This is a genomic window from Methanolobus sp. ZRKC2 (genome assembly GCF_045291185.1).
GTDB lineage: Archaea > Halobacteriota > Methanosarcinia > Methanosarcinales > Methanosarcinaceae > Methanolobus.
Genome location: NZ_CP146980.1, coordinates 961,931 through 987,436 on the forward strand (window position 1 = coordinate 961,931; position 25,506 = coordinate 987,436).

Below are 25,506 nucleotides of genomic sequence, written 5' to 3' on the forward strand. Positions count from 1 at the left end.
ATGAAAAGCAGCAGACTGCTTCTTTCAGAGCTTTCTCTTTTCTGTATTTGCAAACAGCACAGTTGCCTTTCCAACTATCTTTTCCCTATACCGTGTAGCTACATAATAACACAGACCTGCCAAGAGGATGCCACCAATGAAATCTATTATCCAGTGTATACCCAGATAGAAGATCGTGAACTGTATTAGCAAAGCCAGTATGACAACAACTATCTTCAATTCCTTCAGGTCGGTCCTGAAAACAATTAGAAGCATGGCAATGATAGAAAGTGCGGCATGAAGGCTTGGAAAACAATTATCAAAATACGGGTCCACGCTTCTTAAGCCCTCACTTATGACGGGATTAAGTTCGTAGAGCAACGGGACAACTGTAGGTAGAGTATAACCTGTCACTTTCACAGGTGTGAAAATGTAAAATGGGAAAGCTATCAAATATGCCATTACAACCGCAATGGAATATTCCTGGAGAACAGAAATTTTGCCGGTGCAGACCAGTACCACAAAGGTGAATATTAACAGAAACGAAAAACCAAACAGGTAAATGAAAGCACTAAAATAAGTCAGTGCAGGACTCATTATAGTCTGGAATGAACTAACAGTGTTTCCTTCTATTGAAAATATAAATTCCGCGAGTTTATAATAAGGAGTTATATTCAGGGATTCCGCAATAATTCCCTGTGATTTAACAAGCATATATACTAGAGAAATCATCAGGAAATAAGGCAAAACACTGTAAGAAAAGAAATGACCTAGTTTTTTAGTGAGACCAGATCCGTCATAAAAGTTTCTGTATTTTTTTGGTACAAGAATGTAATACGCAATGAAATTAAGCAATACTACTATCGGTATCATTATAGTCATCAAGGCAATAGCTGTCATTTTATCCTATCACGTAAATTTTCCACTAGAGTTAGTGTTTATTAGCAGAATTCATAAATAATCTTTATGCCTGAACTCTTATGTAGCGATATTCAGGGATAAGTGCCAATAAACTTCCCACCAGAAGTAAGACCCTAAAAATAAATAGTTCTTCATTCGAAAAAAGCCTTACTGAAAAGAAATTGTGGGCATCCATTACGAGAACTTCAAAGATATAGAGACATTGATCAGGAGATATCTCAAAACAGAAAATACAGAGGCCCTAATCAGACAACAGGCCATGCCCGAACACATAGAATGAATAGGTAAGGAAGAATGTTCATTCAACTACAACTATGCCGCTACGCGTCCACGGATGTGATATCAGGAAATAATTATAAGTGCCTGGATTTTGGAAAGTATAGCTGTAACTATCACCTTTTCTCAGAGTCGGCGACTGGAAAGAACTACCTCTTATTACAGATGCAGCAGTGTCGTTGTTGATCCATTTGACAGTGTCACCTTCTGATACGGTCACAAAGTCAGGATGAAAAGAAAAATTATCCAGATAGATAACCACTACTTCCGATTCGGAGTCATCACTATCTATTGCAAACTCATCGAAATCGGTTATATTTTCAGTGCAGCCTGCAAATATCAGGAATGCAGCTACCAGCAAAAATGTAAGTAGTTTTATTTTCATAGCTTCATCTCGCTATTCGCATAGTTGGAGGCCTTTAACTCCTTTCCCTTTGAAGTTTGTACATTTCCTCAAGTCGCCCTATGGTTTCAACATCTTCAAGGGATTTGTCATCCCTGACATTTACGAGCCGGGGAAACCTTAGTGCATAGCCGGATTCATAATTAGTACTTTTCTGTATTTCCTCAAAAGCTATTTCAAATATTACTTCCGGTTTGAGCTCTATCTTTTTGCCTGATTCCATTATAATAAGATCTGAGAATAATGCCGTAAATTCGGAAAGTTGCTCATCGGAAAAGCCTGTGGCGACTTTACCTACAGGCAAAAAACGTCCTGTTTCAGGATCATGACACGCAAGGGCGTAAGAACCCATGAAACTTGTACGTCTTCCATATCCCCATTCTGCACCTATCACAACAAGATCCAGTGTTTCCATCACCGGTTTCTTTTTCAGCCAGTTCTTCCCTCTTTTTCCAGGTGAGTAGGGAGACTGGGGGTTCTTGATCATTATACCTTCGTGCCCCGCTTTGAGAGCTTCCGAATAAATAGTATTGATCTTCTCCAGATCACTGGTGATTACCTGCTTATCGACCTGAATAATAGAATCGGAGTTCTCCACACAACCAGAAAGCAATTCTCTTCTTTTAACAAGAGGTTCATCTATGAGGTTTTTGCCGTTAAGGTACATTATATCGAAAATGTTCAGCGTCAAAGGGATCTCTTTTGCTGTGGAATGTACGTCATACTTTCTCCTGAAGCGTTTTAGTATATCCTGAAAAGCCCGAGGATGACCTTCTTCATCAATGGCCACTGCTTCACCATCAAGTATTGCGGAATCGGCATGAACGTATTTCTTGACAGACTCAACGATATCCGGCAGGGAGTTGCTTATGTCCTCAAGACGACGGGAGTAAAGCTTTATTTTGTCACCATCCTTATGGATCTGCACCCTTGCACCATCAAATTTCCATTCTATGGCAGCTTCACCTATATCCGAGAGCGTGGCTTCCAGTGTAGGAGTAATCTGTGCAAGCATCATCCTGATAGGACGGTCTAATTGCAGATCAAGCTCTGAAACAGCTTCCGTACCGCCCTGTTTGGCAGTGGTTGCCACAAGTCCGAGATCGTTTGTAAGCATGAACCCACGTTCCACAACTTCCACTGGAACATTAAAAGCAGCTGCAATCGCATCACGTACAATACCTTCACCTACACCTATTCGCAGGTCTTCAACGGCAAGCCTTGCAATATAGCCTACTTCCTCTGCAGAAGCCGAATTAAAGAGATATTGCAGATTCTTTATCCTGGCTGCCTGAGAACCTTTGCCAGAAGCCTTTGAAATTGTCTGGAAGCGCTGAAATACTTCAAGTATGGAAAGTTCATGTGCTTCTGTAAAGAAGGATGAGAATGTTGCCTGCCCTTTTGAGTTTTTGCCAAGCGCCCTGACAGCCGTTTTACCGATGTCACCCGTCTCTTTGACAATATTTTCGATCTCATTCACGGAAAGACCGGATGACTTTGCAAGAGCTGCATAAAGGATACCTGCTCCAACGCCTATTTCCTCACTGCTCCATGCGGGAAATACTTCACCCATCACAAAGTGAGTTACAACCGGAAGTTCCTCCAGGCTGACCCGGTCCAGCAGTTCGGCAACCAGAGAGGTCATGTCAAGAGAACCGGAAGTTTCTTCGATAACCTCGCAGGCCTGTGCAAATTCCTTAAAGCTTGTCATAGTGATCTGTTACTGTAGTATAAGTCCAGAGCATTCTGAGTGATGTTATTCTTTATAAAGAGAGATGATATCACTGAGAATTGCGCTTGCTGTTTCTATAGAACCGGCGCCTCTTCCCGTAATAGTAATAGGACCGGAGATGTCCGTCTGAACTGAGAACACATTCAATGTGCCTCCTGCCGCAAGAGGATTATCCAATGGTACAAGCTTTGGTGCAACATTGATCTTGTTGTCATTAACTTCACCAATCAACTTAATGGCATATCCATCATTATCTGCAAGCAGTAAAGCCTCAGGGGTTATCCTAGTAATACCCGTCACTGTCACATCCTTATAACTTGCATTCATTCCGAAGATCACGTTTGCAACGATCACAAGTTTGGAGGCCGTATCTATGCCTTCCACATCATAGGATGGGTCTGCCTCCGCTATACCAAGTTCCTGGGCTTCGGCAAGCATCTGCTCATAAGGTGCCTGCTCTTCCATCATACGGGTAAGAATATAGTTACATGTACCATTGAATATGCCTTCCATGCTCAGTATGCTGTTCCCTGCAAGTGTATCGCACGAGAGATTGATAACAGGCATGGCACCACCAACTGTTGCCTCGAATTTGAACCTGGAACCTGAACTTTTGGAAGCTTCAATCAACTCACCATATTTCAAAGCAAGAGGGCCTTTATTGGAAGTTACCACATCCATGCCTTTTTCAAAGGCAGTCAGCATATTGGCAAGCCCCACGCCTCCGTCCTCAATATTAGTAGGAGTAGTCTCTATTACAAGTTCGTGATCCACAGTCTTTATTATCTCAGTACCACTGATCTTTTCAGTACCTACTACTTTTTTTTCTTTTTTGGAAGCAATTACTGCGGAAAGATCAAGACCTTTGCCATCAATGACAGCTGTCCTTGAGTCTGCGATGGCGACAATCCTGAGGTCTATACCTATACTTCGAAGGTAATCGTCCTTCTCCAGAAGAACGTTCGCAACACCCTGGCCTACAGCACCGAATCCTATTATAGATGCACGTATAATTTTCACTCGATCATCCTCAATTGGCTCTCTACGGGTTCTATCACCAGCAAGTCTTTCTTCTTTGCAATGGACTTGAGCAACTCTATTGCAGCATGCAGGTCTTTTTTACCCACAGCATCTATTTTCAGGGAAGCTGACGAAGCCATGTTGATTTTTGGCATCGACAGGTTAAGGTCAACTACCTCGGCATATCCTGTGCTATCGATTTGATCGATAGTATCCTGTATATCCGTGTGAACGATATGACCTATCAGTATGACAGCACCATGTTCAAGATAGCGCTTCTCGTCCATGCTAACAACACGGACACCTCTCTCCTCAAGGTCTGCTATCAGCTTCTCAAGGTGGTCGGACTTTACCTCAAACACTACCTGCACGGGAATTGTACCGCGAGGGGTTTTCTTTTCGTGGTGATGTACCACGGAGATCAGATTACCCTTAAAATCGGAAATTGGTTTTAGTGCAAGAAGTAATTGGCCGGGGATATCTTTTAACTCAAGATCCATTGAAACTCGCATGTATACCCTCGTGTATAGATTTAACTAAATTCAGTAACTTTCCTACCCATACTCATTAGATACAGTTATACATTTTGGTTTGGTTGTTCCGATCCAACAAGAATTATAACGTTTCCACGGCCTTTTTTAAATTTCTGAACAATACCACGGTTCTCAAGATCCGATACCATGAGGCTCACCTTTGCCTCGGAGTGTTTGAGCCTGCCACGAAGGTCCTTTTGAGTAATTCGACCGCCGTTATTTGAGATTATACCCACGACCTCCCGGAGGTCTGCAGGCAGGTTGGCAAATTCATCAGAAATAAGCGATGAACTGCTGTCTTCGGAATTTCCAATACTATCTTGCAAATCATTATCCTTTTCTCCTTTTTGCCGTCTGGAAAAAAGATATGCTCCTGCAAGCAACAGGCCAAAAAATGCCAGACCATAGACAAAGGTTAATGAAAAAGTGTTTCCTTCGGTTGAAGTATCACTTTCTGCAAAGCCTGCAAGTTCGTCCAGTTCTTCAAATCCCGATCCGTTTATTTCATTTTCTTCATAAAAAGTAGGAAGAAAAATAATATCTATCACATAGTCGCCATCATCTGTTATTGTAATCTCTTCTTCCGTATGATAGGTTAATGTGTAATTGCGATAGTAACTGGCAGATACGAGATAACTTCCCGGCGCCAGATTGAAGGAATATATGCCATACCGCGCAAGCATTGACTGGGGAGGAGTAGAATTTACCTCAACTATGACATTTTCCAGAGGTTCAAAGCTGTCCCATTCATAGATGACACCATGTATGGTTGCCGTACTATTAGCCCCTGCAAGCGGAATAATTGCAGTGAAAAAGACTAGGAACAATAGACATCGGTTTTTTTGCATCAACACAGACTGTATATTTATTCATTTCATGCATATAATATTTTCTTGAAATTTATGAATAAAGCCATATAAAGCTTTAACAAGCGAATAAGACCTTGATAAGCCATAAATTCGTATATTAAGTTTTGAAAAATCAGATGAAGTAAAGTATGCTTATATAATCACCTGACAATTTCGGAATTGCCAACATAATAAACGGGACAAGTTTCCGGAATTGCAAATACAGAAAAACAAAGATTGATTTCATAAATAGACAGAATAAAGATTTAATGTTAGAAACGAGAACCAGAGGAATAGATATGAAAAACACAGGAATGAAGATATTTGCATACATTGCAATTGTGCTGATGCTGGCCAGTGTGATACCGGCAGTAGCACTTGCTGACTCAGACAACGGAGAGCAGAACGGAATTTCCGAAGAGGGAGAACAGAGTAGTAATGTAGAAGATGAACAGGCAGATGACTCCGATGAAGAAGCTGAAGACGACATTTCCGGCGTCCAGATACATGAGAGGAAAAAAGACAGAATTAGGGATAATGCGAAAGAAAATACCCCTCGGGCTTCAATCATGAACCAGGCCAAAAAGGTGAAGAATGCCCAGGACAGGTACATGCAGGCAAGGGAAAACTTTCAGAAAGCAAAAGCTAATAACTCAGCCCTGAACAGTGAGGAATCCATCGAGGCTACCAAAGAATATCTTAACACTACTATCGATGTGATGATAGAATCTCTTGAAAATGAAGAGTATATTGAGAAACTGAATGAAGAAAAAGACGACATCGATGCAGCAACTACAAGAGCCGAACTTGCAGAATCAGCCAAGGATATCAGGGATATATGGCAGGAGGCACGTAAGAAACGTGTAAACTCAGCGGCAAAAACAGTCAATAAAAGGGTTGAAGCAGTTATAAAAACATCCGAATCCATGGAGATCCGGCTTGAAAATGAGATTGCACGTTTGGAGAAAAACGGTAAAGATGTAACAGAACTTGAAGAGATGCTCGAGGAATATAGCGCCTTGGTTGCAGAAGCAAAAGAATACCAGAGACAGGCCGAAGAAGCATATACTAGCGGGAATGAAAGCAATGAAGCTGTCCAAAATATAAGACAGGCAGGAAACAGTATCAAAGAAGCAAATGCCATCCTTAAGGATATGTTAAGAGCACTCAAAAATCATCGTGAAGGGCTTGTAGTCCTCAATGGAGAAGGAGAGCTGAATGCCGAAGGAGATGGAAATATAGTAATTTCTGGAAACATCACACTAGCATTCACTGCAACAGATGCCAAGGTTGCAATGAAGGACATGGCAGGAGATGCGATAATAGATACTGAAGATGCAAGTTACGATTCTTCAAATATTGATTCGGGCAATAGTGATAATAACAACAGGGCATTTGTCTACCACAACCTCACAGGAGATGTAACAGTTGAGGGAAGCCGCCTTACAGTGATGCTGCGTGGAACTGATATTAATCTTGAAGTTGAGGGAAAAGGCACAGCAATACTTTCCGGAGATGGAAGCTACTCAGTGAACGATGGTGAATCAAAAGGATGGGCAACTCCTGATTCAGAGGATGAAGAAGTAGAAGACGAGGAAGAGTTAACTGAAGAGCAAGAAACAGAAGAGTCAGATGAAGAAGAAGGAGAGGACAATGTGTCCTCTGATGATGAGTCCTCAGATGAAAACGAAGATGATGGCTCATCAGACGATGACAGCACAGATGACCCATTAAGTGAAGAAGGAGAGGACAATGTGTCCTCTAATGATGAATCATCAGATGAAGAAGATGACGATGATACAAACGGGTCTCAGAATCAGACTAGTGCTTAACCGTAAACATGAACTCGTGATAGCAAATTGAGAAAATAATATTTCAGGAGATGAATGTTTATGATGAACCAAAAATACATTTTTACACTGGCTGTTCTGATACTTGCATTGGCTGTGTCCGGTTGTACTGATAGTTCTTCACCGGAGGAAGAAACTACGATTTCCGAAAATGTAGAAATGCAGGAAATATCCGTTGCTGATGAGACACTTAACGATGAAATGGTAGGAGTCACTGATTCAGAAATCCAGGATCTTGAAGCGGAGCTTGCAGAGCTTGAAGCACTTATGGGCGAGATGGACCTGGGAGAGGATATATCTATCGAAGAGATATGAAACAGGTGTTCATATCTCCCTACTTTTTTGCTGTAATTCGTTTGGATGATTGTTGGAGAATATTTATATAGAAGAACAAACAATCTAATTACGCTCATTAAATATTTGAAAAAATATCTCTACGAGGTAAATAATGGGGAATATGTTAAAAACCACAATATTACTGGCATCTCTTACAGGTCTACTTGTTTTGGTAGGAGGCTCTGTTGGAGGAAAGCTAGGTATGATAATTGCCTTTTTGTTTGCAATTATCATGAACTTTGGTAGCTACTGGTACAGTGATAAGATAGTACTCAAGATGTACCGTGCCCAGGAAGTAACATCTGCCGAACATCCTCAGTTGTATGACACCGTGCAGAAGCTTGCAATGCGTGCAAATCTTCCCATGCCAAAAGTATACATCGTTAACACATCCATGCCAAATGCATTTGCAACCGGCAGGGACCCACAACACGCAGCCGTTGCTGCAACAACCGGGATACTTAACCTGCTGACAGCAGAAGAGCTGGAAGGCGTGCTTGCACATGAGCTTGCACACGTTAAGAATCGTGACACACTTATCAGTGCAATTGCCGCAACTATAGCAGGTGTCATCACGATGCTTGCCGCATGGGCCCGATGGGCAGCTATCTTCGGAGGCATCGGCGGAAGGGATGGTGAAGGCAACAATATCGTTGGCTTTATTGCACTCGCAGTACTGGCACCTCTTGCAGCCACCATTATTCAGCTTGCAATCTCAAGGTCCAGAGAGTTTTCAGCTGATGCAGAAGGAGCACGTATATCTCAAAAACCATGGGCTCTTGCAAGTGCACTTGAAAAGCTTGAATATGGCTCCTCAAACTACAGGGAAAGAAGAGGAGATGTACAGGCATCCGAAAACACTGCACACATGTTCATTGTGAATCCTTTGAAAGGAAGCACACTGATGAGTCTGTTCAGAACTCATCCTGCTACAGAGGAACGCATTAAGCGCCTTCGTGCAATGTAAGATCAATCGTAAAAGTTAAAGAGGCTCATCTGCCCTGGTTCGACCAAGTGGATAACCTCTACATTATTTTCTTCAAGTTTATTCGAGAGATAATGCCTGTGACATCCTTTCGGGTTTTTTTCAGCGCACATCAGAACGATTCTCCCGCCACTCTCCTTGACCCTGGATATGAGTTCCTGTAATTTTTCAAAACTGCTCCTGAACTCGTCAGTACCCATATATTCAACGTACTTTGAGTCACGCATACCTCCGACTCCTTCACAATGGACGTAGCGTATGCCATTCTTCGGAAGGGCTTTTTCCAGAGATTCCTTATTGAAATCTTCAAATGTTGATTGAGGATACCTGCGTATGTCCACCAGATTCGTAATTCGGTTCTCAAGAAGTATTTCAAGAAACTCATCAAAGGACCTGTTGCCATATCCTATAGTATAGCAGTGATTTTTTCGTACAGTCGGTAAAGTCATCAGGCAAAAAATTGGGTTCATATAAAGTCAATACCTCACTTCTTCAGATATTACAGGCAAAATACCCGGAAAACAAATTCATCTCTGTCATTTGTCGAACCTACCTATGGATAGAATATGTTAGGTTTATTTCTTTCGTTTGGTTCTTGCTATTACACACTTAATCCCTAGAAGAGTAAAACTACAAGAATCTGGTTTTAACTTCTCGATCAAAACTTCCATAAAGTATATTAGCAAAGCTCAATTTGTTCTATATAAAGAATTTTTCTTATATTACATTGTAAAAGTCGCAGAGGTAATTGTTACTTAGGAGATGATATCACTGAAAAAATCCTTGATTGATGTATTGTTCATGTCAGAGAAGAGAAAGAACTTGCTAGTTCTTCTGGAGGATGGTCCTAAAGAAATGGAGATGATCCTCAGGTCCTTAAAAACATCGAGACAAGCATTACTTCCTCAGATCAGGATATTAGAAGAACATCATCTTATAGTCAAATCAGACGATACTTACGAATTAACCACTATTGGAAGACTGATACTGAATGATATGGTTCCTTTATTAAAAACTTGTCAGCTTTTTGATGTTGACATTAATTACTGGGGAACACATAACTTTGATTTCATCCCAAATCATCTTTTAAGAAGAATAAATGAACTTGAAAAATGCAGGACTGTGAGCCCACCCATTACGGAAATATATGAACTTGTAGCAGAATTCCATCAAGGTTCTAAAAAATCAAGGTCCGTATTTGCAATTACTACGTTCCTACATCCAAATTTCACTACACTGTTCTCTGAGCTTATGAGCAATAATACAAATATATATATGATCATTTCCAGGGAATTATTTAGTAAACTACAAACAGACTATCAGGGAAATCTTCCGGATGTATTTCAGAATAAATTGTTCTATTTGTATGTATATCCTAAAGAAATGAGCTTTTTATCCTTGATTTTCAATGACTTTGACATCCTGATAAGCCCGCTAAAAAGAGGAGGAGGGTTTGATAACAAATACATAATGTGTAGTAGTAAAAGCGCACTTGAATGGGGTAAAGACCTGTTTGATTGCTTTTTGAAGGATTCAGACCCGCTAACTAATGTCTAACTGAATGCAAAATCATTTTTACTTATTTTCATGAAAATTGCTTACTTTGTGATAGTACTTCCAGCATTTTATAAAATGAACTTGGAAAATACAGGACTTTTATATCAGTCGCTATCTCACACATACAAAATAATATATAAAAGAAAATAGATTAATATTTACTTTAAAAGTAAAGAATAAGTATTATCATTTCCATGCTAAAGGAAAGGGATAAACAGCACTCTAAGTGTTATAATAAGTTCTTGATCATTCCACTCTACATTAGAAGAGGTTAAAATGAAAGTATCTGTCAACATCTCGAAAATCAATGGTGAAGTATTTGCACCGTCTTCAAAAAGCTACACTCATCGAGCCATAACCATTGCATCATTGTCAAATGAGTGTGTAGTCCACAGGCCACTTTTATCTGCTGATACAATGGCAACCATCCGTGCATGTGAGGCTTTCGGCGCAGACATTGAACAGACAAACGATAAATTAATAATTCAAGGGATTAACGGAAAACCAAATATTCCTGAAAATGTCATAGACGTTGCAAATTCAGGCACTACCCTCAGGTTCATGACTGCAATAGCATCCCTGTCCGACGGAGTGACTGTACTGACAGGAGATAGTTCGATCAGGACTCGACCTAACCAGCCCCTTCTAGATGTATTGAATCGTCTTGGAGTTGAAGCATATTCCACACGAGACAACGGATGTGCACCCCTTGTAGTAAGAGGAGGACTCAAAGGCGCTATTACTACCATCGACGGGTCTATCAGTTCCCAATTTATCTCTGCACTGCTTATCGCATGCCCTCTTACAACAAAAAGCACTACACTATCTATCAAAGGGGAAATGAAATCAAGACCCTATGTAGATGTTACAACAGAATTGCTTGAAAAAGCAGGCTGTGAGATACTTATCGAGGAAACGAATAATATAAAGTTCATTATTCCTGCAAACCAGAAATATGACCTGAAAGAGTATACGGTTCCGGGCGACTTCTCTTCAGCTTCCTATGTTCTGGCTGCTGCTGCAATCACAGGTTCTACTGTTCTTGTTAAAAACATGTTCCCTTCAAAGCAGGGAGATATAGAGATTATCGAAGTACTCAAGCGCATGGGTGCGGATATATCGTGGGACAAAGTAAAAGGAGTCATAAGAGTTACAGGTAACGGCCTTACGGGAACTACATTTGATGCCGGTGCAACCCCCGATCTTGTACCTACAATCGCCGTCCTGGCAGCATGTGCAAAAGGCGTAACTGTGATAGAAAATGCGGAGCATGTACGCTATAAGGAGACAGACAGGCTACATGCAATGGCACTCGAACTTACCAAGATGGGAATCGAAGTCAAAGAATATCCTGACCAGCTCACAATTATCGGCGGAACACTAAGAGGCGCAGACCTGCATGGATGGCACGACCACAGGATAGTAATGGCGCTCACCATAGCAGGTATGGTAGCAGGAAACACTACCATAGATACCATCGAATCGGTGGAAATATCCTATCCGAACTTCTTTGAAGAAATGCAGTCCCTGGGAGCAGAACTCAAGATATTCTGATTCATTCCCCAAAAATACAAAAAATAGAAAAGCAGGCAGAAGGGGACATTACCCTTCATTTTCCTGAATATGAATGTTCTGCAGCTCTCCTGGAGCTGGTTGCCTTCTTTCTCATATAATCAGGAATAACGTCTTTTTCCACAACTATCTTTGATGTACCGACACCCACAACTATAATTTTTGTCTCTACAGGTTCTTCACTTTCCCTGATGGAGAATTCCTTTTTGGTTGTCTTTATTTCAACTTCATTGGCAGAATAGCCGGCTGACTTCATATAGTCCATAACGATCTGTTTGGCTGTTTTTGTCGCAAAATCCACAGCTTCAATGTATTCGGGAAACATCTGCCTTCCTTCAGGGACAAAAACAAAGTATCTGACAACCTCTTTTGCGTTTTTGAGCTCCTCATCGGTAGCATTTTCACCAGTTATCGGCGCAAAATCTCTTTTTATCAATATTTCAGTACGCTTGATACCCTTGCCCACAAGTGCCCCTACGGCATTACCGACACTTGAATGTTCGGGAAGCATTATATTAGCATCAATTAGTTTTTCCATTTCTTCCTTGAAAGCAACAACAGGACCACCCAGAAGCACAACAGGAGTTTCCACCTTAAAGCGAGTGAAATTCTCACCGGATAGCATTTTTTCTATAACAGGAGCAGGAATTCCTTCCACCAGATATGATACAAGGTCAGATGCCATATTCCACGCAACTTTACGTTTGACATTGGAACATAGTTCCTCCTTTGGGATGCTCATGAATTTTGCCAGCTTTTCGGCACCCACCACAGAAGCTTCGACATCCCATCTACGGAAGTCACCAAGCACATGCAATGCATCTGTGGGTGTAAAACCTATAGCCTGGACAAGGCGCTTCTGTATCAGATTATCCAGTGCTCTGACACTTGGCTGTTTTTTCAGTCGTTGGAAAAGTTCGGTATATGATATCGGCATGCTCTGAATAGCATCATATACCTCTTCTTCTGTTGCGCTAAGGTCCATGGGCGCAAAGCCAGTCCTTACGAAAAATTTAGTAGGCTGTATGTTTTCACAGAGCAATTTCCTGGAAGGATTTTTACTCTCTTTCAATTTATTCAGGAATCCCGTATATTCTTCAGCAGCGCGACAGAGAGGAATTACTCTCCTCGGTCCGATATAGAATTTTTTGTCCTCGGTCCAGACATGGCTGTCCCCCCCGGTTGCGGAGGTTTCCATGCGGATAGCTTTTACCATAGTCTTCCAGCCACCTACTACCGCACCCTGGTTACTCAATTCAGGAATTCCATTTTTTATAAGTGCAACATCCGTACTGGTACCACCTACATCTACCATTGCGCAGGTATCATATTTGGTAAGGTAAGCAGCACCCACCAGACTAGCTGCTGGTCCGGAAAAAATTGATTCTATAGGCTTCTCCAAGGCTTCTTCCATACTGACAACCGATCCATCGCATTTGAGCATTAGAAGATTGGCACCTATTCCGCGGGAATTGATATCCTGCATAATGGACTTGATGAACCTGTGCGTGATAGGCAAGAGCTGGGCATTCAGGTAAGCAGTGATAGAACGATCATATGCACCTACCTCCTGCGAAAGCTCATGACCGCAAACAACAGGCAACCCGGTAAGTTCTTTTATAATCTGCTTTACGCGGAGTTCATGTTCGGAATTCCTGTTGCTGAAAAAAGAGGAGACTGCAAATGCTGCGACTTGGTCCCTAGTTTCCCGGGCAAATCTTCTTACACCCTCCTCATCAAGAGGAGCAGCTTCCTCCCCATTACTCGTGTGACCACCATTCAGACGGACGTAGTACTTTGCCGGAAACCCTTCTTCGGGAATGACGTAGTCACCCACCAATACAACACCAACAGGAAAACCCGTATCTTCCAGTATTGTATTTGTTGAAAGTGTTGTTGATACAGAGACCAGTTTTACGTCTTTGACACATTCAGGATCCAGCTCATCGATGGCCTTCTTGATACCACCGATTGGGTCGGGATAGGTGGTAAGCACCTTTGTAGACTCTACGATTGTACCATCCGAATCCTGGACTATAACCGCATCTGTAAACGTTCCACCAGCATCGATTCCCAGACTATATTGCATATCGGTTCACTCCTTAAAAACAGAGATCAAAGATAATAATTGATAATGTAAAAACGAATGGCTTTGCAATATTTAAGCATTGCCAAATAAAATAGTCAGTAAAACAGAGATGAAAGCAAAGTCAGAAGAAAGAAAATCAAAAAAGAGTAAGTAGTAGGCATAAAGCCTACACTTGTTTTAAAATTATTTTGCTGGGATGATGAGTGATCTCTCACCAGCAGGCTCGAACTCTTTGAGAGCACCTCTGCCGAACTCCTTCCTTGGCTGGGAGAAGTCAAATGGCAGGAGGTCGTCTGCGAAACAGACCTTGATGAGTGGGTTGACTGCGAATGCATCTCCACGTCCTGCGTGTGCAGCGGAAGTGATTGCGGAGTAACCACCCTGGTGACCTACATTCATTGCGTAGTTTGGATAGTTTGGTCCACGCAGTTCGACAGCCAGACCTTCGTCGGACTGGTATGAGAGTACGTTTGTAGCACCACACTGGTCCTGCAGGTCGTATCCGAAGAAACCGAGACGTCCGTGTGCTTCCTTGTGGAGGTACATACAGAGGTACCAGCCGGACAGACCAGCGTTTCCGTTTCCTGTTGCCAGGGATACAGCGGAACCAGCTGCTGCTGAAAGGCTTGTTGCTCTCTGGGATCCACCGAAGTGGTCTTCGAGGGTTGTTGGGTACTTCTCGTAGTTCTCAAGACCGTAGATCGTAGACTCTGTTGCAATGTCCTTTACGACATCGAGGCTTGCCTTGACCTTGTTGTCTACACCTGTGTTTGCTGCACCATCGTACTTGTCGTTGATGTAGTCAACGTTGTAGTAGAGGTTGTCATCGAGGATGTTGTTACAGTATGCTGCTGTTGCGTACTGTGTGAAACCTACACCACCGGACATGTATGAACCGAGCCAGATCTGGTCGTAGAGCATACATCCTGCACCGACTACTTCAAGAGCAACGTTTGCTGGGTTTTCTGGGGTCTTGCGGCTTGTCTGGACGATATCAGCCATGTGACCGAATGGAATTCCTCCAGGCTCGTTTGGACCACGTGCACGCCTTGCTGGGAGCATTTCACCCATTGAGATAACACCAGCGTGCTTTGCTGCATATGAAAGGTCAGCTACTGCTGCTTCACCAGCACACATGCTGTATGCTGAAATGAATGACATACCGACCTGCATAGCCATCCACCTGCTTGTCTGAGCACCGTCTGTGGTCCTACTGACAATGGTTGGGATGTGAGCTGCTTGCCAGGTTGTCTTTCCGATAGATGCTTTGAGCTGCTCTGCCTGTTCTTCTGGGAACTCCTTGTTGATGTCGATGAGGAACTGCTTGTCGATCTCATCTGCAAGGTTGTCGTCACCGGTGAAGATCTTTACGTAACAGTCATCTACAAGTGCAGGATGGGTTTCGACCATGTGCTCCTGAACGACTGCTCCACCAGGAAGTGCGTGGTTGAGTGTCTCGAGGTAGTGGTTGATTGTTTCTGGTGTGACTTCGATACCGAGCCTCTTCTCAAGGGTCTCGTGTGCCATGTCAATACCGACAACTACTGTTCTTCTGATGTCATCCCACATCTGCTGCATTGCAGCGTTGTTGACGTAGTGAAGGTCATCGATCTCTACCATCATGTCAGTTCCTGAAAGGAATGATGGTGTAAGTGCTCTCTGACCGAGTGGTATACCACCACAGTGCATCATTGGGTTGTAACCTACAAGCCCTCTCTTCTTTGCAAGCTCTGCACCTGCTTTCTTCATTTCTAATTTTCTGGGGTTCTGATCGACACCAAGCCTGTAGTATGTTACAGTCTTGTCTGTGATCTCGCCACCTTCCATCTTGTTGGTACCATGTTCTTTAGTGAACTTGATCTCCATCTGTTTTGCAAATTTCCTCTGTCTGTCATCTGCCATTATCATCACCTCAGTTCTCCGGCTTGAAGCCGTAGATGGTCCTCTGGTCGAATACTCTCTGAACCCATTCAATGACTTCAGCATCGTCCCTGAATGCGACATTGTCAACACGGTAAATTGTTGTCCTCTTTGCTGCTTCTTCTTCGGACATTGGCTTTCCGAGGTTGACCTTCTTGTCGATAGGTCTGCCTACCTGGTCCTTGTGCATTATGATTACGTCGCCTTCTTTTCTTACCCTTTCGAGCATGTCGAACATTACACCGTCTTCAGGAAGCCTGAGTGAGTGACCGTGTACTGTTGCACCCCTGAGGCCAGCGAGTGCTGGACAGGTCATTTCGGTCTCAATCTGGAACTTTGCGAGCTCTTCCATGTCTCTCTCACGAGCTTCAACTACCTGACGACCGGAGAGTGTACCTGGGTCGACACCTCTGAAGTTGATTGCTGCTGCGTAGGATCTGAAGTATGGTGTTGATGGGCCGTTGTACATTGAGTCAACGAACTGTACATACCTTACCCTGTCACCAGCCTTTGCGCCTGGTGTTGCTTCTACGATTTCCCTGATGGAACATTCTGGTTCACCCATTTCTGCGAGTGGTGGGTGGGTGCTTGGGTAGTCGCTACCTGGTGCACGGTGACCAAGTACCAATGTCAGGTCTTCATCGGAAATGTCTCTGAGCTTTTCGACCTTTCCTGACATGTGTTTCCTTCTGTTTTCTGCAACGGATGTTGCTCCTGGATAAAATTGTGGTTCATATGCCATAATTATTCACTCCTGATTCTCTAATGATCTCATTGTGGTTTTCACGGCTTTCACGAGTTCGTTCAGCTTTTCCCTTGAACATGACTCTCCTCGTGTAATTCCGCTCACAATTTCCATCACCCTTCCTTTGGTTAAAATATCACTATCCTGTGGCTTTACAAGCCTTGTCTTAACTCCTGCCATTGCAAAATCCTCGAAATCAACGGGGGTCTGGCAAACAACTACTGCAGGAGTACTGGCTTTTTCAAGTATCGCCTTTACTTTCCTTACTACATGTTCCCTGATGTTCCCTGTGTGGATAACAGCAACCTTGTGCCTGTTTATCTGTGCAATCTCCTCGGGACTTATGCCAAAAGATCCGGAACCCATATTGGTATCCGGAACACCTGAACCGGTGCTAAGCACAAGCACACTGACCTGAATCTCTTCTCTACGCATTCCGTATGTGAGTTCACAGACGGGTTTTGTGATATGTCTTCTTCCGGGACTCATGGCAACTGCAATCACATCGGATCTTCCAGTCTCTGAAAGAGTGCCTCGCTGTGCAAGTCCTCCTCCTCTGCCAAGACCCATACCGTGTCTGCAATCTACAACCTGTGTCTCCCGGTCAAACATGATCATTCATCCTCGGATTCAGATTTCAGGATACATACAGGATAATTTTTCAGTTTTCCTTTCGGATCAGTCATTCCAATCATCACAGGGTCCGCACCGGGCCCGCGTTTTGCGTAATCCGTCACTGTCTGTTTTGTCGGAATGAAATGACCTTCCCTGAACTCAAATGAAACAGGAAGGATTTTTTCACAAACTTCCCGGACTTGTTCCTTAACATCAGCGTTGATAACTTCCATGCGGATGCCACCCACGCAAACAGCAAGTTCCATGGCCTGACCTGCAACCTCGATCACTTTGTTCGCGGGGTGCTGCACGATTTCACCTTTTGCAGGCCCGTATGGAACAGTCTGAGGAAGCCTTGGACCATGAATAAACAACCTGACTACACCTTCGATCTCAGCGATCTCATTCAATAATGTCTGGGCTGTTTCCGGTCTTAGCAATCTTGAAGGATAAATTTCAAGCTGCACAAAGTTTGTGTCTGAAGAATTGACCATTTGTAATTACCTTGTGATATTTTAGGAGGGTTTTGTGTCTTAGAGAGCTCCTGCCACTGCTTTGATTGGCTCCTTGAACTCTGGGATTGATCCAAATACGTTACCAACGAGTGCTGATGTCTTCTCGATTGAGAACATCTGTGTGCCTGCGTCAAGTGAGACTGCTGCACATACACAAGGGATTGCGAAACCTCTGGAGTGCCTGGTTACAACGTGGTTACCGTTGAAGATACCTGGTCCACCGCCACCATAGATTGAGTGACTGAAGAATGAGAATCCTACTGCAGTTCCCTGTGCCCTACCCATGTCACAGCCTGGAAGACCTGTTTCCTTCTCAAGCATGTCGTTGAAGTAGAGGATGGTTGATGATACGTTCTGAGCTGCCCTGCCTGCACCACAGTTTACGAGTGTTGCTGCAAGCTGACCTACTGCTGCGCATGCATTCCACATTGAAACATCGTTTGCCTTGTAGAAGTTGTATCCGGATGGTGCGGTCTTGTCAACTGAGATAATGCCTGCTTCAAGAGCTCTGTCTACTGTTGACTGGATAACAGTACCGACTGTACCGTCCTTACCGTTCTCCTTTACGATGTCGTAGACGAAGTTGCCTGCGTTAAGACCCTGGTATGCAAGGCCAAGTAACTGGTGTCTCTCGAAAGGACCTACAGCGTTACCCATCTCGTACATACCTACCTGTTCGAAGATGGATGAAAGTGCTGCTGCATTCATTGCTTTCTTGCCGGTGATGGCTGCAATGTGGTTTGTGGTGATGTTCCTCAGGGAGTAACCAAGACCTTCGTTGTTCTGTGGGATACTGAGGATGGATGCAATGTTTGCACCGGACATGTCCATTGTCTGTGGGTAGCTTCCCCATACAGCGGACTTGACGATTGGTGCATCGAACATGTCGGTGTTGAACATGTCAATGATTGTCTGGACAACTGCTGCACCGGTTACGGTACTTGCGGATACGTAGTCAGCACCTACCTGTGCCCTTACGCTTGGTACCTGGACTATCATCTGCTTTCCGCCACCAAGCTCCTTTACGTTGGTGTCATCGCCTTCGTTTACACTTACAAGTTTTGCAACTGCGTCCTGAATTGCGCCTGCGTTTCCGACAATATCATAGTCGAGTTCTCTACCAAGGATCTGCTTCTTCTTTCCGCCCATTGCTCCGGTCTTGAGTGCTTTCTCAATTCCTGCAAGGTTGACAGCAACGGTTCTCTTGGTATCTTTAATGATATTTTGTATTGCTGCGTTTCTTGTTGGCGCAATATCCATAAGATCGACGCCGCTCTCCAACAGTTTACCTCTGTCGTCGTAAATGTCTATTTTATCAGACACGTATATTTTCCTCCTATGTTTCTATACAGAAATAACCCATTCTGGATACGCACATCTTAGTCAACGATAAGTAATATTTCTGTACCACATCGAATTTTCCGTGCGTAAAACTTTCCAGCGGGAATTCTCGGGAGTATTAAGTAGCGATGACGTTTAAACCTTTTGCATCGCATTATGAGCAGTTCAATAACCGCCGGGGACTAAATGAATTTTTTTAAAAAAATAATTTCTTATGTTGAGATAACTATATTAAACTACCATATATTTATTTACACGATGAAATTCACCACAAAAGTTTAAGTAAGACATATATTGTTTACAAAAATATTATGGAAATCACGGCAGATGTGGGCGGAAACCCTGGTATTGACTGTAAAGGATTCTGTACCTATTGTTATTTCAAAAAGGTAAGGGAAGTTCCACCTTTCGGTTGTAAGTACTGTTTTCCTTTCAAGAAAGGTTGCGACTACTGCACTAGAGGCGTAAGAGAAGCTTATTCAGGTTTCAAACCTGCACAGTTCGTGTTTCAGGAAACTTACCAGAAGATTAACTTCAGTTCAGGAGACATTGACAAGATAACCATCAGTGGAGGAGGAGATGTCAGCTGTTACCCTGAACTCATGCCATTGGTTGCCAATCTATCCCAGTTCGGTTATCCTATTCATCTTGGATACACCAGCGGTAAAGGTTTTAGCGAAGGGAACGAAGCAGAGTTCTATATAGGCTACGGTGTAACTGAAGTCTCATTTACTGTTTTTTCAACCAACCCGGAAATAAGGGGAAAATACATGAATGACTCCGAACCCGAGGCATCACTTAAAGTACTCAGGGATTTCTGCGCAAGCTGTGACGTCTATGCTGCCATTGTGTTAATACCGGGAATAAATGACGGAAAAGAACTCAAAAAGACACTTGACGATCTGGAAGAAATGGGTGCAAAAGGCGCCATACTAATGCGTTTTGCCAACAAATGCGAAGAGGGCCTGATACTTGGAAACGCACCTGTAATAGGAGAAATTGAAAGCCATAGCATCGACGAATTCACGAATATTGTCCGCAATGCCGCTGAAAGCTACAACATGCGGATAACAGGAACACCCCTGGAAGACCCCCTGATAGGTTCACCTTTTGCCATAAGAAATGAAGAAGAGGCACTTGCAGAACTTCCCGGAATCGATAAAGAAGCAACATTATTAACAAGCAGGGCAGCAGCAGACAGGCTCAGAGTTGTGTTCGAGAAACTAGGAAGCAATGTCAATGTAGTACCTGTGGGAAAAGATATCGGCTGTCTTATAACTATCGAGGATCTGGAAGTACTGGACCTTTCCAATATCAAAGAGACTGTGATAATTCCGGGCAGGGCCTTTGTCCATGACCCTGAAGCAAAAGAAGTACTCTCACGTGACGGTATTGACAGATTAGTGCGCAGAGGACCCGAAATGCTATCCTATGATGGAGAAATGTCCATTGGAATGACCAAGAAACAAGTCCTTGATTTCGAGATTAAACAATTTACGGAACTCATACACGAGATTAATGCTTGCGGGCTTGCACCCGAATAAAAATTTACATAAATTCCATCAGGTCCATCTGCTTGGCTTTGTCATTTTCGAACAGTGATTTAATATCCAGGCCGATGAGATCTATCCTCTGTTTTGTATAATCAGAAACATTGTATTTTTCAGCTACAAGCTTGGAAACTTCAAGATACTTCTTGACAGCTCCTTCATGGACTGTAAGAATCACTTTGCCGCCACATTTAGGACAGGTTCCCGTGAGTGGAGGACGCCTGAACTTGGCTGCACATTTCAGGCATCTTGTACCTTGCCGGGAAAACGCCCTCAGATTCCCGAACATATCCGGAAGGAAATGAGAGACAAGTACCCTTTCTGCTACATTGGAGGCATCCACAGCACGTACCTTGTCTGCGAGGGCAAGTTGTGCATCCATCTTCTCTACCATACTACCCAGCGTCTTATAGGCACTGTTCAGGGGGCCGGCTGCAATGTCCGTAGTGTGGTGCGTAAACCTGAAGTTGTCATACTGCAGAGGAGTTCCAAGCCTTCCGCTTACAAGATCCATTTTGTCCTCAAACTCCTTGGGATTGGTATACTCGAGGGTGGCCTCGTAGAATTCCAGAGGATAGTGATCACAAACATCAATATTATGTGCCTCTTTGTCCACTTCGCTGGGATCTATCCTGGTGGTGAGCACAAGAGGCGCATCCATCTTCCCACCCCTCTTCTCGGGGAGATAGTCACGGGAAAAGTTTAGCAGGCCGTCCAAAAGTAGCATTACGCAGTCTTCATCCCCGTCGCAGTTACGCCTTTTTGCTGCATGGAAAAACGGATGGGCATAACCCACGGATGCTTTAGTAAATCCCACGAGCCTGCCGAGTACTCCTGCAGAGGTATGGGGTGCAAGTCCCATAAGCATTACTCCTACCATGTCATCCCTGCTCTCAGCCTTATAGTAGGGCTCCTCACCATAGTATTTGACGAGAAGATCGTCAATATAGCGCATTGTACGCAAAAGATATTCCGCGCAATCATATGAGACAACAAGATCCTGCACTTTCAGACAGATCACCTGGTCATCCTGTTCCAACTGATTGCCGTAGACATCTTCACTATAACCGATCTCTTTCAGTTTTGAAGCAGACACTCCCAACTCATCAGGCCGGATATGTGTCAGAGGAATATCCGACATATCGTACCTAACTGTACCATCTTTAAAAGTGAATAACTCATGTTTTGCTCTTAAAATGCCTTTTTCAAGAGGTTCTGGCGTCATATGTTTGGACATCATACGCTTGACGCCCTTCAATTCGATGTTGTCCCTTTCACCAAGTCTCTCGAAGGCCTTCTGGTAAATCCTCTTGAAGTCTATGTTTTGCATCTTCACACAGGTTGTTTTTGTACCACACTTGGGACATTCCTCCTTCTGGGAAGCGATGCCGCATCGGGGACAGAACAACCGGGGAATTGTGAACTCTCCGCAATCACAACGATGTTCATAATTGTCTTTTCCGCAGGAAGGACAAACACGGTTACCCAGTTCAACCCGGATGAGACCCACCTTGCCATTCATAGAAGATTTATACCCGGCAGCACTCTCCATCTTTCTTGTATTGCCTCCGGTTTCCCCTATGGGAAACAGAACGTGAGGTGCGGGAGACATTTTCCTCTTGTTGGATTTCTCCGGACGCCCCATCCTCGCACCGATCCTGATAGGAGCACGAGCACGAACCGTAAGATTACTTATTCCGCATACGGCCTCCAGAGTGTCATCCGAGGGAAGGATATCCCATGTTTTGCCAAGGCTGTCGTCCAGGCCAAGGCATCTGATAAACGGCCTTGGTTCTGTAATTAAGATCTTACCATCATTTACAGTATGCAGCACCAGCAGATTTTCAAGGATTGTCTTGATATCTTTTTCAAGAGCAAGGTCATAAGGAAGTGCAAGACAGGAAAGATTGTCATCGATGGAACCGTGCTCTGCAACAAATAACGATAGTGCTGACAGTTCATCGAGCCTGATATCATGCCAGAGATATGTGAATTTGGGATGCAGCGGTACTTTATGATCGTCGCATAAGCCGAGTGCGACTTCCTGTTCAGGACACCTGATAACAGATTCGTCTAATTTTTCTCCCAAAACCAGTTTTTCATACTCCTGCACCCACCATTCGGGACAGTAGGAAGAAGGTACCAAGGGATGGTTATTCTCGAGGAAATCTCCATAGTTGATGAGAATCTCACCTATATCTATAATGTGCTCTATTTCAGAATAGATTTCAAGAGCAAGTTCCTCATCATCTACCCTTATAACATCCCCTGAATTCAGCCGCACCGTTGGCCCTTCCAGAGAATCCACAGGAGCCATACCTGCCGCTTTTCCGGGACGCTCTACTTTTAGCTGGGTACCTGCCACTATAAAGCTGTCCAGAAGGAACATGCTTGCAGGACTTATACCGGCTGCAGCAAAAGACGTGTTCCGCGAGCGCCCGTACCTGAGCCTGAAACCTCCGGGACGCATGGGGTGGGAGAAGACCGGCCTTCCTGCAATAAGATCTGCAAGATACTTTTCTTTGGGCTTAACGCCCTTTGACTCTTCTTTTGAATCCCCGCCGCTACTTTTTGTACCGGAGATTAGTTTGTCAAGCAGTTCCCAGCCATCCATCTCCAGTTTCTTCACATGCTTCTGTACCTTCGGAGCCTTCAGGGCAAGACCTTCTGCGAGCACAAGGGCCATCCCTCCACGTATCCTGTTGGTCGGTACCCTTTCAAGATTACGGTGGCCTTCCACTTCTTCTGCCTCGGTGGGCTCTCCGTCAATGCATATGGGACAATTCTCGACTATGAGTCTGATCTCCGCCTCAGTAGGCGTGTACTGCAAGGTGGCCACACGCCTATAGAGGAGAATCTCCTCAACGTATCTTTCAACTTCCTCTTTGCGGGGCTTATACCTGTCAATACCCACAGCACGCCGTACATAATCACCCACTAGCACGGATAAAGCCTGGGCCGTACCTCCTGCACTGCGTATAGGACCTGAATAATAAATTCTTATGAATTCGGTACCGTCGTCATTCTTATCGAGGTCCACTCGGTCGATGCCTTCAATGGGAGCAGCAACCACACCTTCTGTGAGCATGGCAACTGAAACACGGATAGCAGCCTCAATAGCAGCAGCTTTGGAAGGAAATTCACCCACGACACCTTCTGCAACTGCTTTGCCGATTGCGAGGGCTCCCTCCTCACGAGACATGGTTTCTTCGAACTTACGTATTTGCTCGGCTACACCTTTAACGCCAATGAGATTTTCCACCCTGTCAGCAAGGTCCTTGGCAAGAGGGATTTCTATTGAGGGTTTTGGGTCCTTGCCTTTTGAACGTGCCCGGTTTGCTATTTCGATTTCTTGCCTCAGTTTGGACTCAAGCCCTTCGAAATAAGCCTTCATTGAGTCACTGACTACTATCTCGCCCACTTATGAACCTCTGCATCGAACCTATAATGAGTATAACCTATGCATGTACGCATTCGAAGATAAAAAGTATTGTATGATATAAAAACTACAGATTACTATTTAATATATAATTAACAAATATATATGCATCGTGGGATGACTGAATAATGGATAAGATGGGAGGAATAACAATGAAAAAAACATTGCTTACGCTATTGCTTTTGATGACAATATTTATGCAGCCTGCCAGCGCTGATGTGTTCAATGAGATAGACATGATGGTTAACGAATATAATGAAAATACCGATCATGTACCTTCTTTGCTCAAAAATACTCTTGGAAATGAAGTAATATATCTCCTGATAGAGATGGATGATGGTTCCAAACTTCATATTAAAGCAGTAACCGAGAACGCCCTGATAACAACTTTTGAAGAATTTGATCCAGAAAATAATATAGAAGCTACCGTCAAGGTTACAGTAAAAGAGAACACTGTTTACGAGCTGCTGGCATCCGAAAAACCTCTTGAGTCTTTCAGTGATGCACTTGAAAGCGAGAATATCATAGTCGAGCCAATAGGTCTCGTTGGTACCATCAAATTCCAGGTCGCAAACGTTCTGTTTAAACTATCAGACTTTTTGGGAATTGCATAAATTGGCCTTTAATCCTTTATTAAAAAACGATTATGTAGCTAGCGGACATCAAGTTCGCTGGCCAGGTCCTTATATACACGCCCTTTGTCTGTTGTAATGAACATATTACCTTTTTGCTCTATCAATTGCTTGTCCTCTAACCTTTCAAGATACTTGTTCGCTATTGTTGAATTCAGGTTAGCCCCATAGACTATTTGTGTCTTTTTAGCGCCATTCATAGCGATTTTCAGAATAGCGAGTGTAATGTCTAATCTACTCCTTCTAATAAAAATGCCCCCCGCATCTAATTCAAATTACAGACCCCATTAAATACCAATCTGTTTAGTAAAGAATATTGATAAACAGATATTTAACCTAATCGTTTTTGAATATTCTTTCGTAATAGAAATAGAGAAGAGAAGATAACTTTTGCGGTCTTCCAGAGAGCAGTAGGTATAAAGAACAATAGATAGATTTATAATTAATACCGCTGTACAAAGACCGAATACTCAATTGCGGGAGTAACCAAGCGGTCAACGGTGGCAGACTCAAGATCTGCTCGCGTAGGCGTTCGGGGGTTCGAATCCCTTCTCCCGCACCAGATTTAACAATGCATTCTAATTTTGTAATGTACTACTTATTGAGAAACTCATATATAATCAAAAAAAGTATTAGGAGCTCATCAGA

At 43.4% G+C, this 25,506-nt stretch carries 22 protein-coding genes and 1 tRNA gene; 8 read left to right on the top strand and 15 right to left on the bottom strand.

Annotated features, from left to right (window positions below; genetic code table 11):
- Positions 1–24: 24 nt before the first annotated feature.
- From V7O62_RS04470 to V7O62_RS04495, 6 genes are all read right to left on the bottom strand, one after another.
- On the bottom strand, positions 25–711 hold the full coding sequence (locus V7O62_RS04470; protein WP_406657820.1) for a phosphatase PAP2 family protein: 687 nt from the start codon (positions 709–711) through the stop codon (positions 25–27).
- 487 nt (positions 712–1,198) lie between these two features.
- Positions 1,199–1,561 (bottom strand): hypothetical protein, encoded by a 363-nt coding sequence (locus V7O62_RS04475; protein WP_406657821.1) that lies wholly within the window; start codon positions 1,559–1,561, stop codon positions 1,199–1,201.
- A gap of 34 nt (positions 1,562–1,595) precedes the next feature.
- Complete coding sequence (locus tag V7O62_RS04480; protein ID WP_406657822.1) at positions 1,596–3,290, bottom strand: ATP-dependent DNA ligase; 1,695 nt, start codon at positions 3,288–3,290, stop codon at positions 1,596–1,598.
- 45 nt (positions 3,291–3,335) lie between these two features.
- Positions 3,336–4,331 carry a homoserine dehydrogenase gene (locus V7O62_RS04485; RefSeq protein ID WP_406657823.1) on the bottom strand — a complete coding sequence of 332 codons (996 nt, stop codon included), beginning with the start codon at positions 4,329–4,331 and terminating at the stop codon, positions 3,336–3,338.
- Positions 4,328–4,843, bottom strand: a complete 516-nt coding sequence (locus V7O62_RS04490) for an amino acid-binding protein (RefSeq protein WP_406657824.1) — start codon at positions 4,841–4,843, stop codon at positions 4,328–4,330. Before V7O62_RS04490 ends, V7O62_RS04485 begins: the two co-directional genes overlap by 4 nt.
- A 65-nt stretch (positions 4,844–4,908) precedes the next feature.
- Complete coding sequence (locus V7O62_RS04495; protein ID WP_406657825.1) at positions 4,909–5,712, bottom strand: helix-turn-helix transcriptional regulator; 804 nt, start codon at positions 5,710–5,712, stop codon at positions 4,909–4,911.
- A gap of 269 nt (positions 5,713–5,981) precedes the next feature.
- Between V7O62_RS04495 and V7O62_RS04500 the strand changes: the two genes are divergently transcribed.
- From V7O62_RS04500 to htpX, 3 genes are all read left to right on the top strand, one after another.
- Entirely contained in the window at positions 5,982–7,544 is a 1,563-nt protein-coding gene (locus V7O62_RS04500; RefSeq protein WP_406657826.1) for a hypothetical protein, read from the top strand.
- Positions 7,545–7,604: 60 nt separating this feature from the next.
- The gene (locus V7O62_RS04505; RefSeq protein WP_406657827.1) at positions 7,605–7,877 is read left to right on the top strand and encodes a hypothetical protein; all 273 of its coding nucleotides are present in this window, start codon (positions 7,605–7,607) and stop codon (positions 7,875–7,877) included.
- A 133-nt stretch (positions 7,878–8,010) separates the two neighbouring features.
- Positions 8,011–8,865, top strand: coding sequence for a zinc metalloprotease HtpX (gene htpX, locus V7O62_RS04510; protein ID WP_406657828.1), 855 nt, complete (start codon positions 8,011–8,013; stop codon positions 8,863–8,865).
- 2 nt (positions 8,866–8,867) lie between these two features.
- Here the strand turns inward: htpX and V7O62_RS04515 are convergent, their stop codons facing one another.
- On the bottom strand, positions 8,868–9,332 hold the full coding sequence (locus V7O62_RS04515) for a DUF488 family protein (protein ID WP_406657829.1): 465 nt from the start codon (positions 9,330–9,332) through the stop codon (positions 8,868–8,870).
- 352 nt (positions 9,333–9,684) lie between these two features.
- On the opposite strand from V7O62_RS04515, the gene V7O62_RS04520 reads away from it, so the two are divergent.
- Both V7O62_RS04520 and aroA read left to right on the top strand, forming a co-directional pair.
- Complete coding sequence (locus V7O62_RS04520; RefSeq protein ID WP_406657830.1) at positions 9,685–10,440, top strand: helix-turn-helix transcriptional regulator; 756 nt, start codon at positions 9,685–9,687, stop codon at positions 10,438–10,440.
- A gap of 276 nt (positions 10,441–10,716) precedes the next feature.
- Positions 10,717–11,994, top strand: a complete 1,278-nt coding sequence (gene aroA, locus V7O62_RS04525) for a 3-phosphoshikimate 1-carboxyvinyltransferase (RefSeq protein ID WP_406657831.1) — start codon at positions 10,717–10,719, stop codon at positions 11,992–11,994.
- A gap of 55 nt (positions 11,995–12,049) precedes the next feature.
- Here the strand turns inward: aroA and V7O62_RS04530 are convergent, their stop codons facing one another.
- From V7O62_RS04530 to mcrB, 6 genes are all read right to left on the bottom strand, one after another.
- Positions 12,050–14,101, bottom strand: coding sequence for a hydantoinase/oxoprolinase N-terminal domain-containing protein (locus tag V7O62_RS04530; protein WP_406657832.1), 2,052 nt, complete (start codon positions 14,099–14,101; stop codon positions 12,050–12,052).
- Between the two features lie 183 nt (positions 14,102–14,284).
- Positions 14,285–16,003, bottom strand: a complete 1,719-nt coding sequence (mcrA, locus tag V7O62_RS04535) for a coenzyme-B sulfoethylthiotransferase subunit alpha (protein ID WP_406657833.1) — start codon at positions 16,001–16,003, stop codon at positions 14,285–14,287.
- A gap of 10 nt (positions 16,004–16,013) precedes the next feature.
- Positions 16,014–16,763 (bottom strand): coenzyme-B sulfoethylthiotransferase subunit gamma, encoded by a 750-nt coding sequence (gene mcrG / locus V7O62_RS04540; protein WP_406657834.1) that lies wholly within the window; start codon positions 16,761–16,763, stop codon positions 16,014–16,016.
- A gap of 6 nt (positions 16,764–16,769) precedes the next feature.
- Complete coding sequence (mcrC, locus tag V7O62_RS04545; RefSeq protein WP_406658336.1) at positions 16,770–17,381, bottom strand: methyl-coenzyme M reductase I operon protein C; 612 nt, start codon at positions 17,379–17,381, stop codon at positions 16,770–16,772.
- Positions 17,381–17,875, bottom strand: a complete 495-nt coding sequence (gene mcrD, locus V7O62_RS04550; RefSeq protein WP_406657835.1) for a methyl-coenzyme M reductase operon protein D — start codon at positions 17,873–17,875, stop codon at positions 17,381–17,383. Before mcrD ends, mcrC begins: the two co-directional genes overlap by 1 nt.
- 39 nt (positions 17,876–17,914) lie before the next feature.
- Positions 17,915–19,219 carry a coenzyme-B sulfoethylthiotransferase subunit beta gene (mcrB, locus tag V7O62_RS04555; protein ID WP_406657836.1) on the bottom strand — a complete coding sequence of 435 codons (1,305 nt, stop codon included), beginning with the start codon at positions 19,217–19,219 and terminating at the stop codon, positions 17,915–17,917.
- Between the two features lie 329 nt (positions 19,220–19,548).
- Between mcrB and mmp10 the strand changes: the two genes are divergently transcribed.
- Positions 19,549–20,781: a methyl coenzyme M reductase-arginine methyltransferase Mmp10 gene (gene mmp10 / locus V7O62_RS04560; RefSeq protein WP_406657837.1), complete on the top strand. Its 1,233-nt coding sequence runs from the start codon at positions 19,549–19,551 to the stop codon at positions 20,779–20,781.
- A gap of 4 nt (positions 20,782–20,785) precedes the next feature.
- Here mmp10 and V7O62_RS04565 read toward each other — a convergent pair whose 3' ends face one another.
- Positions 20,786–24,208 (bottom strand): DNA polymerase II large subunit, encoded by a 3,423-nt coding sequence (locus V7O62_RS04565; RefSeq protein ID WP_406657838.1) that lies wholly within the window; start codon positions 24,206–24,208, stop codon positions 20,786–20,788.
- Between the two features lie 146 nt (positions 24,209–24,354).
- Between V7O62_RS04565 and V7O62_RS04570 the strand changes: the two genes are divergently transcribed.
- A complete protein-coding gene (locus V7O62_RS04570; protein ID WP_406657839.1) occupies positions 24,355–24,840 on the top strand; it encodes a hypothetical protein in 486 nt (161 codons plus the stop codon).
- A gap of 38 nt (positions 24,841–24,878) precedes the next feature.
- Here the strand turns inward: V7O62_RS04570 and V7O62_RS04575 are convergent, their stop codons facing one another.
- Positions 24,879–25,112: a winged helix-turn-helix domain-containing protein gene (locus V7O62_RS04575; RefSeq protein WP_406658337.1), complete on the bottom strand. Its 234-nt coding sequence runs from the start codon at positions 25,110–25,112 to the stop codon at positions 24,879–24,881.
- Positions 25,113–25,334: 222 nt separating this feature from the next.
- Here V7O62_RS04575 and V7O62_RS04580 point away from each other — a divergent pair.
- Positions 25,335–25,420, top strand: a tRNA-Leu gene (locus V7O62_RS04580).
- Positions 25,421–25,506 lie beyond the last annotated feature (86 nt).

What these genes read in the sequence shown, in the direction of transcription:
- V7O62_RS04470 (WP_406657820.1), bottom strand. Translation starts at nt 711, where the DNA reads ATGATTTCTCTAGTATATATGCTTGTTAAATCACAGGGAATTATTGCG.
- V7O62_RS04475 (WP_406657821.1), bottom strand. Translation starts at nt 1,561, where the DNA reads ATGAAAATAAAACTACTTACATTTTTGCTGGTAGCTGCATTCCTGATA.
- V7O62_RS04480 (WP_406657822.1), bottom strand. Translation starts at nt 3,290, where the DNA reads ATGACAAGCTTTAAGGAATTTGCACAGGCCTGCGAGGTTATCGAAGAA.
- V7O62_RS04490 (WP_406657824.1), bottom strand. Translation starts at nt 4,843, where the DNA reads ATGCGAGTTTCAATGGATCTTGAGTTAAAAGATATCCCCGGCCAATTA.
- V7O62_RS04495 (WP_406657825.1), bottom strand. Translation starts at nt 5,712, where the DNA reads ATGCAAAAAAACCGATGTCTATTGTTCCTAGTCTTTTTCACTGCAATT.
- V7O62_RS04500 (WP_406657826.1), top strand. Translation starts at nt 5,982, where the DNA reads ATGTTAGAAACGAGAACCAGAGGAATAGATATGAAAAACACAGGAATG.
- V7O62_RS04505 (WP_406657827.1), top strand. Translation starts at nt 7,605, where the DNA reads ATGATGAACCAAAAATACATTTTTACACTGGCTGTTCTGATACTTGCA.
- htpX (WP_406657828.1), top strand. Translation starts at nt 8,011, where the DNA reads ATGGGGAATATGTTAAAAACCACAATATTACTGGCATCTCTTACAGGT.
- V7O62_RS04515 (WP_406657829.1), bottom strand. Translation starts at nt 9,332, where the DNA reads ATGACTTTACCGACTGTACGAAAAAATCACTGCTATACTATAGGATAT.
- V7O62_RS04520 (WP_406657830.1), top strand. Translation starts at nt 9,685, where the DNA reads ATGTCAGAGAAGAGAAAGAACTTGCTAGTTCTTCTGGAGGATGGTCCT.
- aroA (WP_406657831.1), top strand. Translation starts at nt 10,717, where the DNA reads ATGAAAGTATCTGTCAACATCTCGAAAATCAATGGTGAAGTATTTGCA.
- V7O62_RS04530 (WP_406657832.1), bottom strand. Translation starts at nt 14,101, where the DNA reads ATGCAATATAGTCTGGGAATCGATGCTGGTGGAACGTTTACAGATGCG.
- mcrA (WP_406657833.1), bottom strand. Translation starts at nt 16,003, where the DNA reads ATGGCAGATGACAGACAGAGGAAATTTGCAAAACAGATGGAGATCAAG.
- mcrG (WP_406657834.1), bottom strand. Translation starts at nt 16,763, where the DNA reads ATGGCATATGAACCACAATTTTATCCAGGAGCAACATCCGTTGCAGAA.
- mcrD (WP_406657835.1), bottom strand. Translation starts at nt 17,875, where the DNA reads ATGGTCAATTCTTCAGACACAAACTTTGTGCAGCTTGAAATTTATCCT.
- mmp10 (WP_406657837.1), top strand. Translation starts at nt 19,549, where the DNA reads ATGGAAATCACGGCAGATGTGGGCGGAAACCCTGGTATTGACTGTAAA.
- V7O62_RS04570 (WP_406657839.1), top strand. Translation starts at nt 24,355, where the DNA reads ATGGATAAGATGGGAGGAATAACAATGAAAAAAACATTGCTTACGCTA.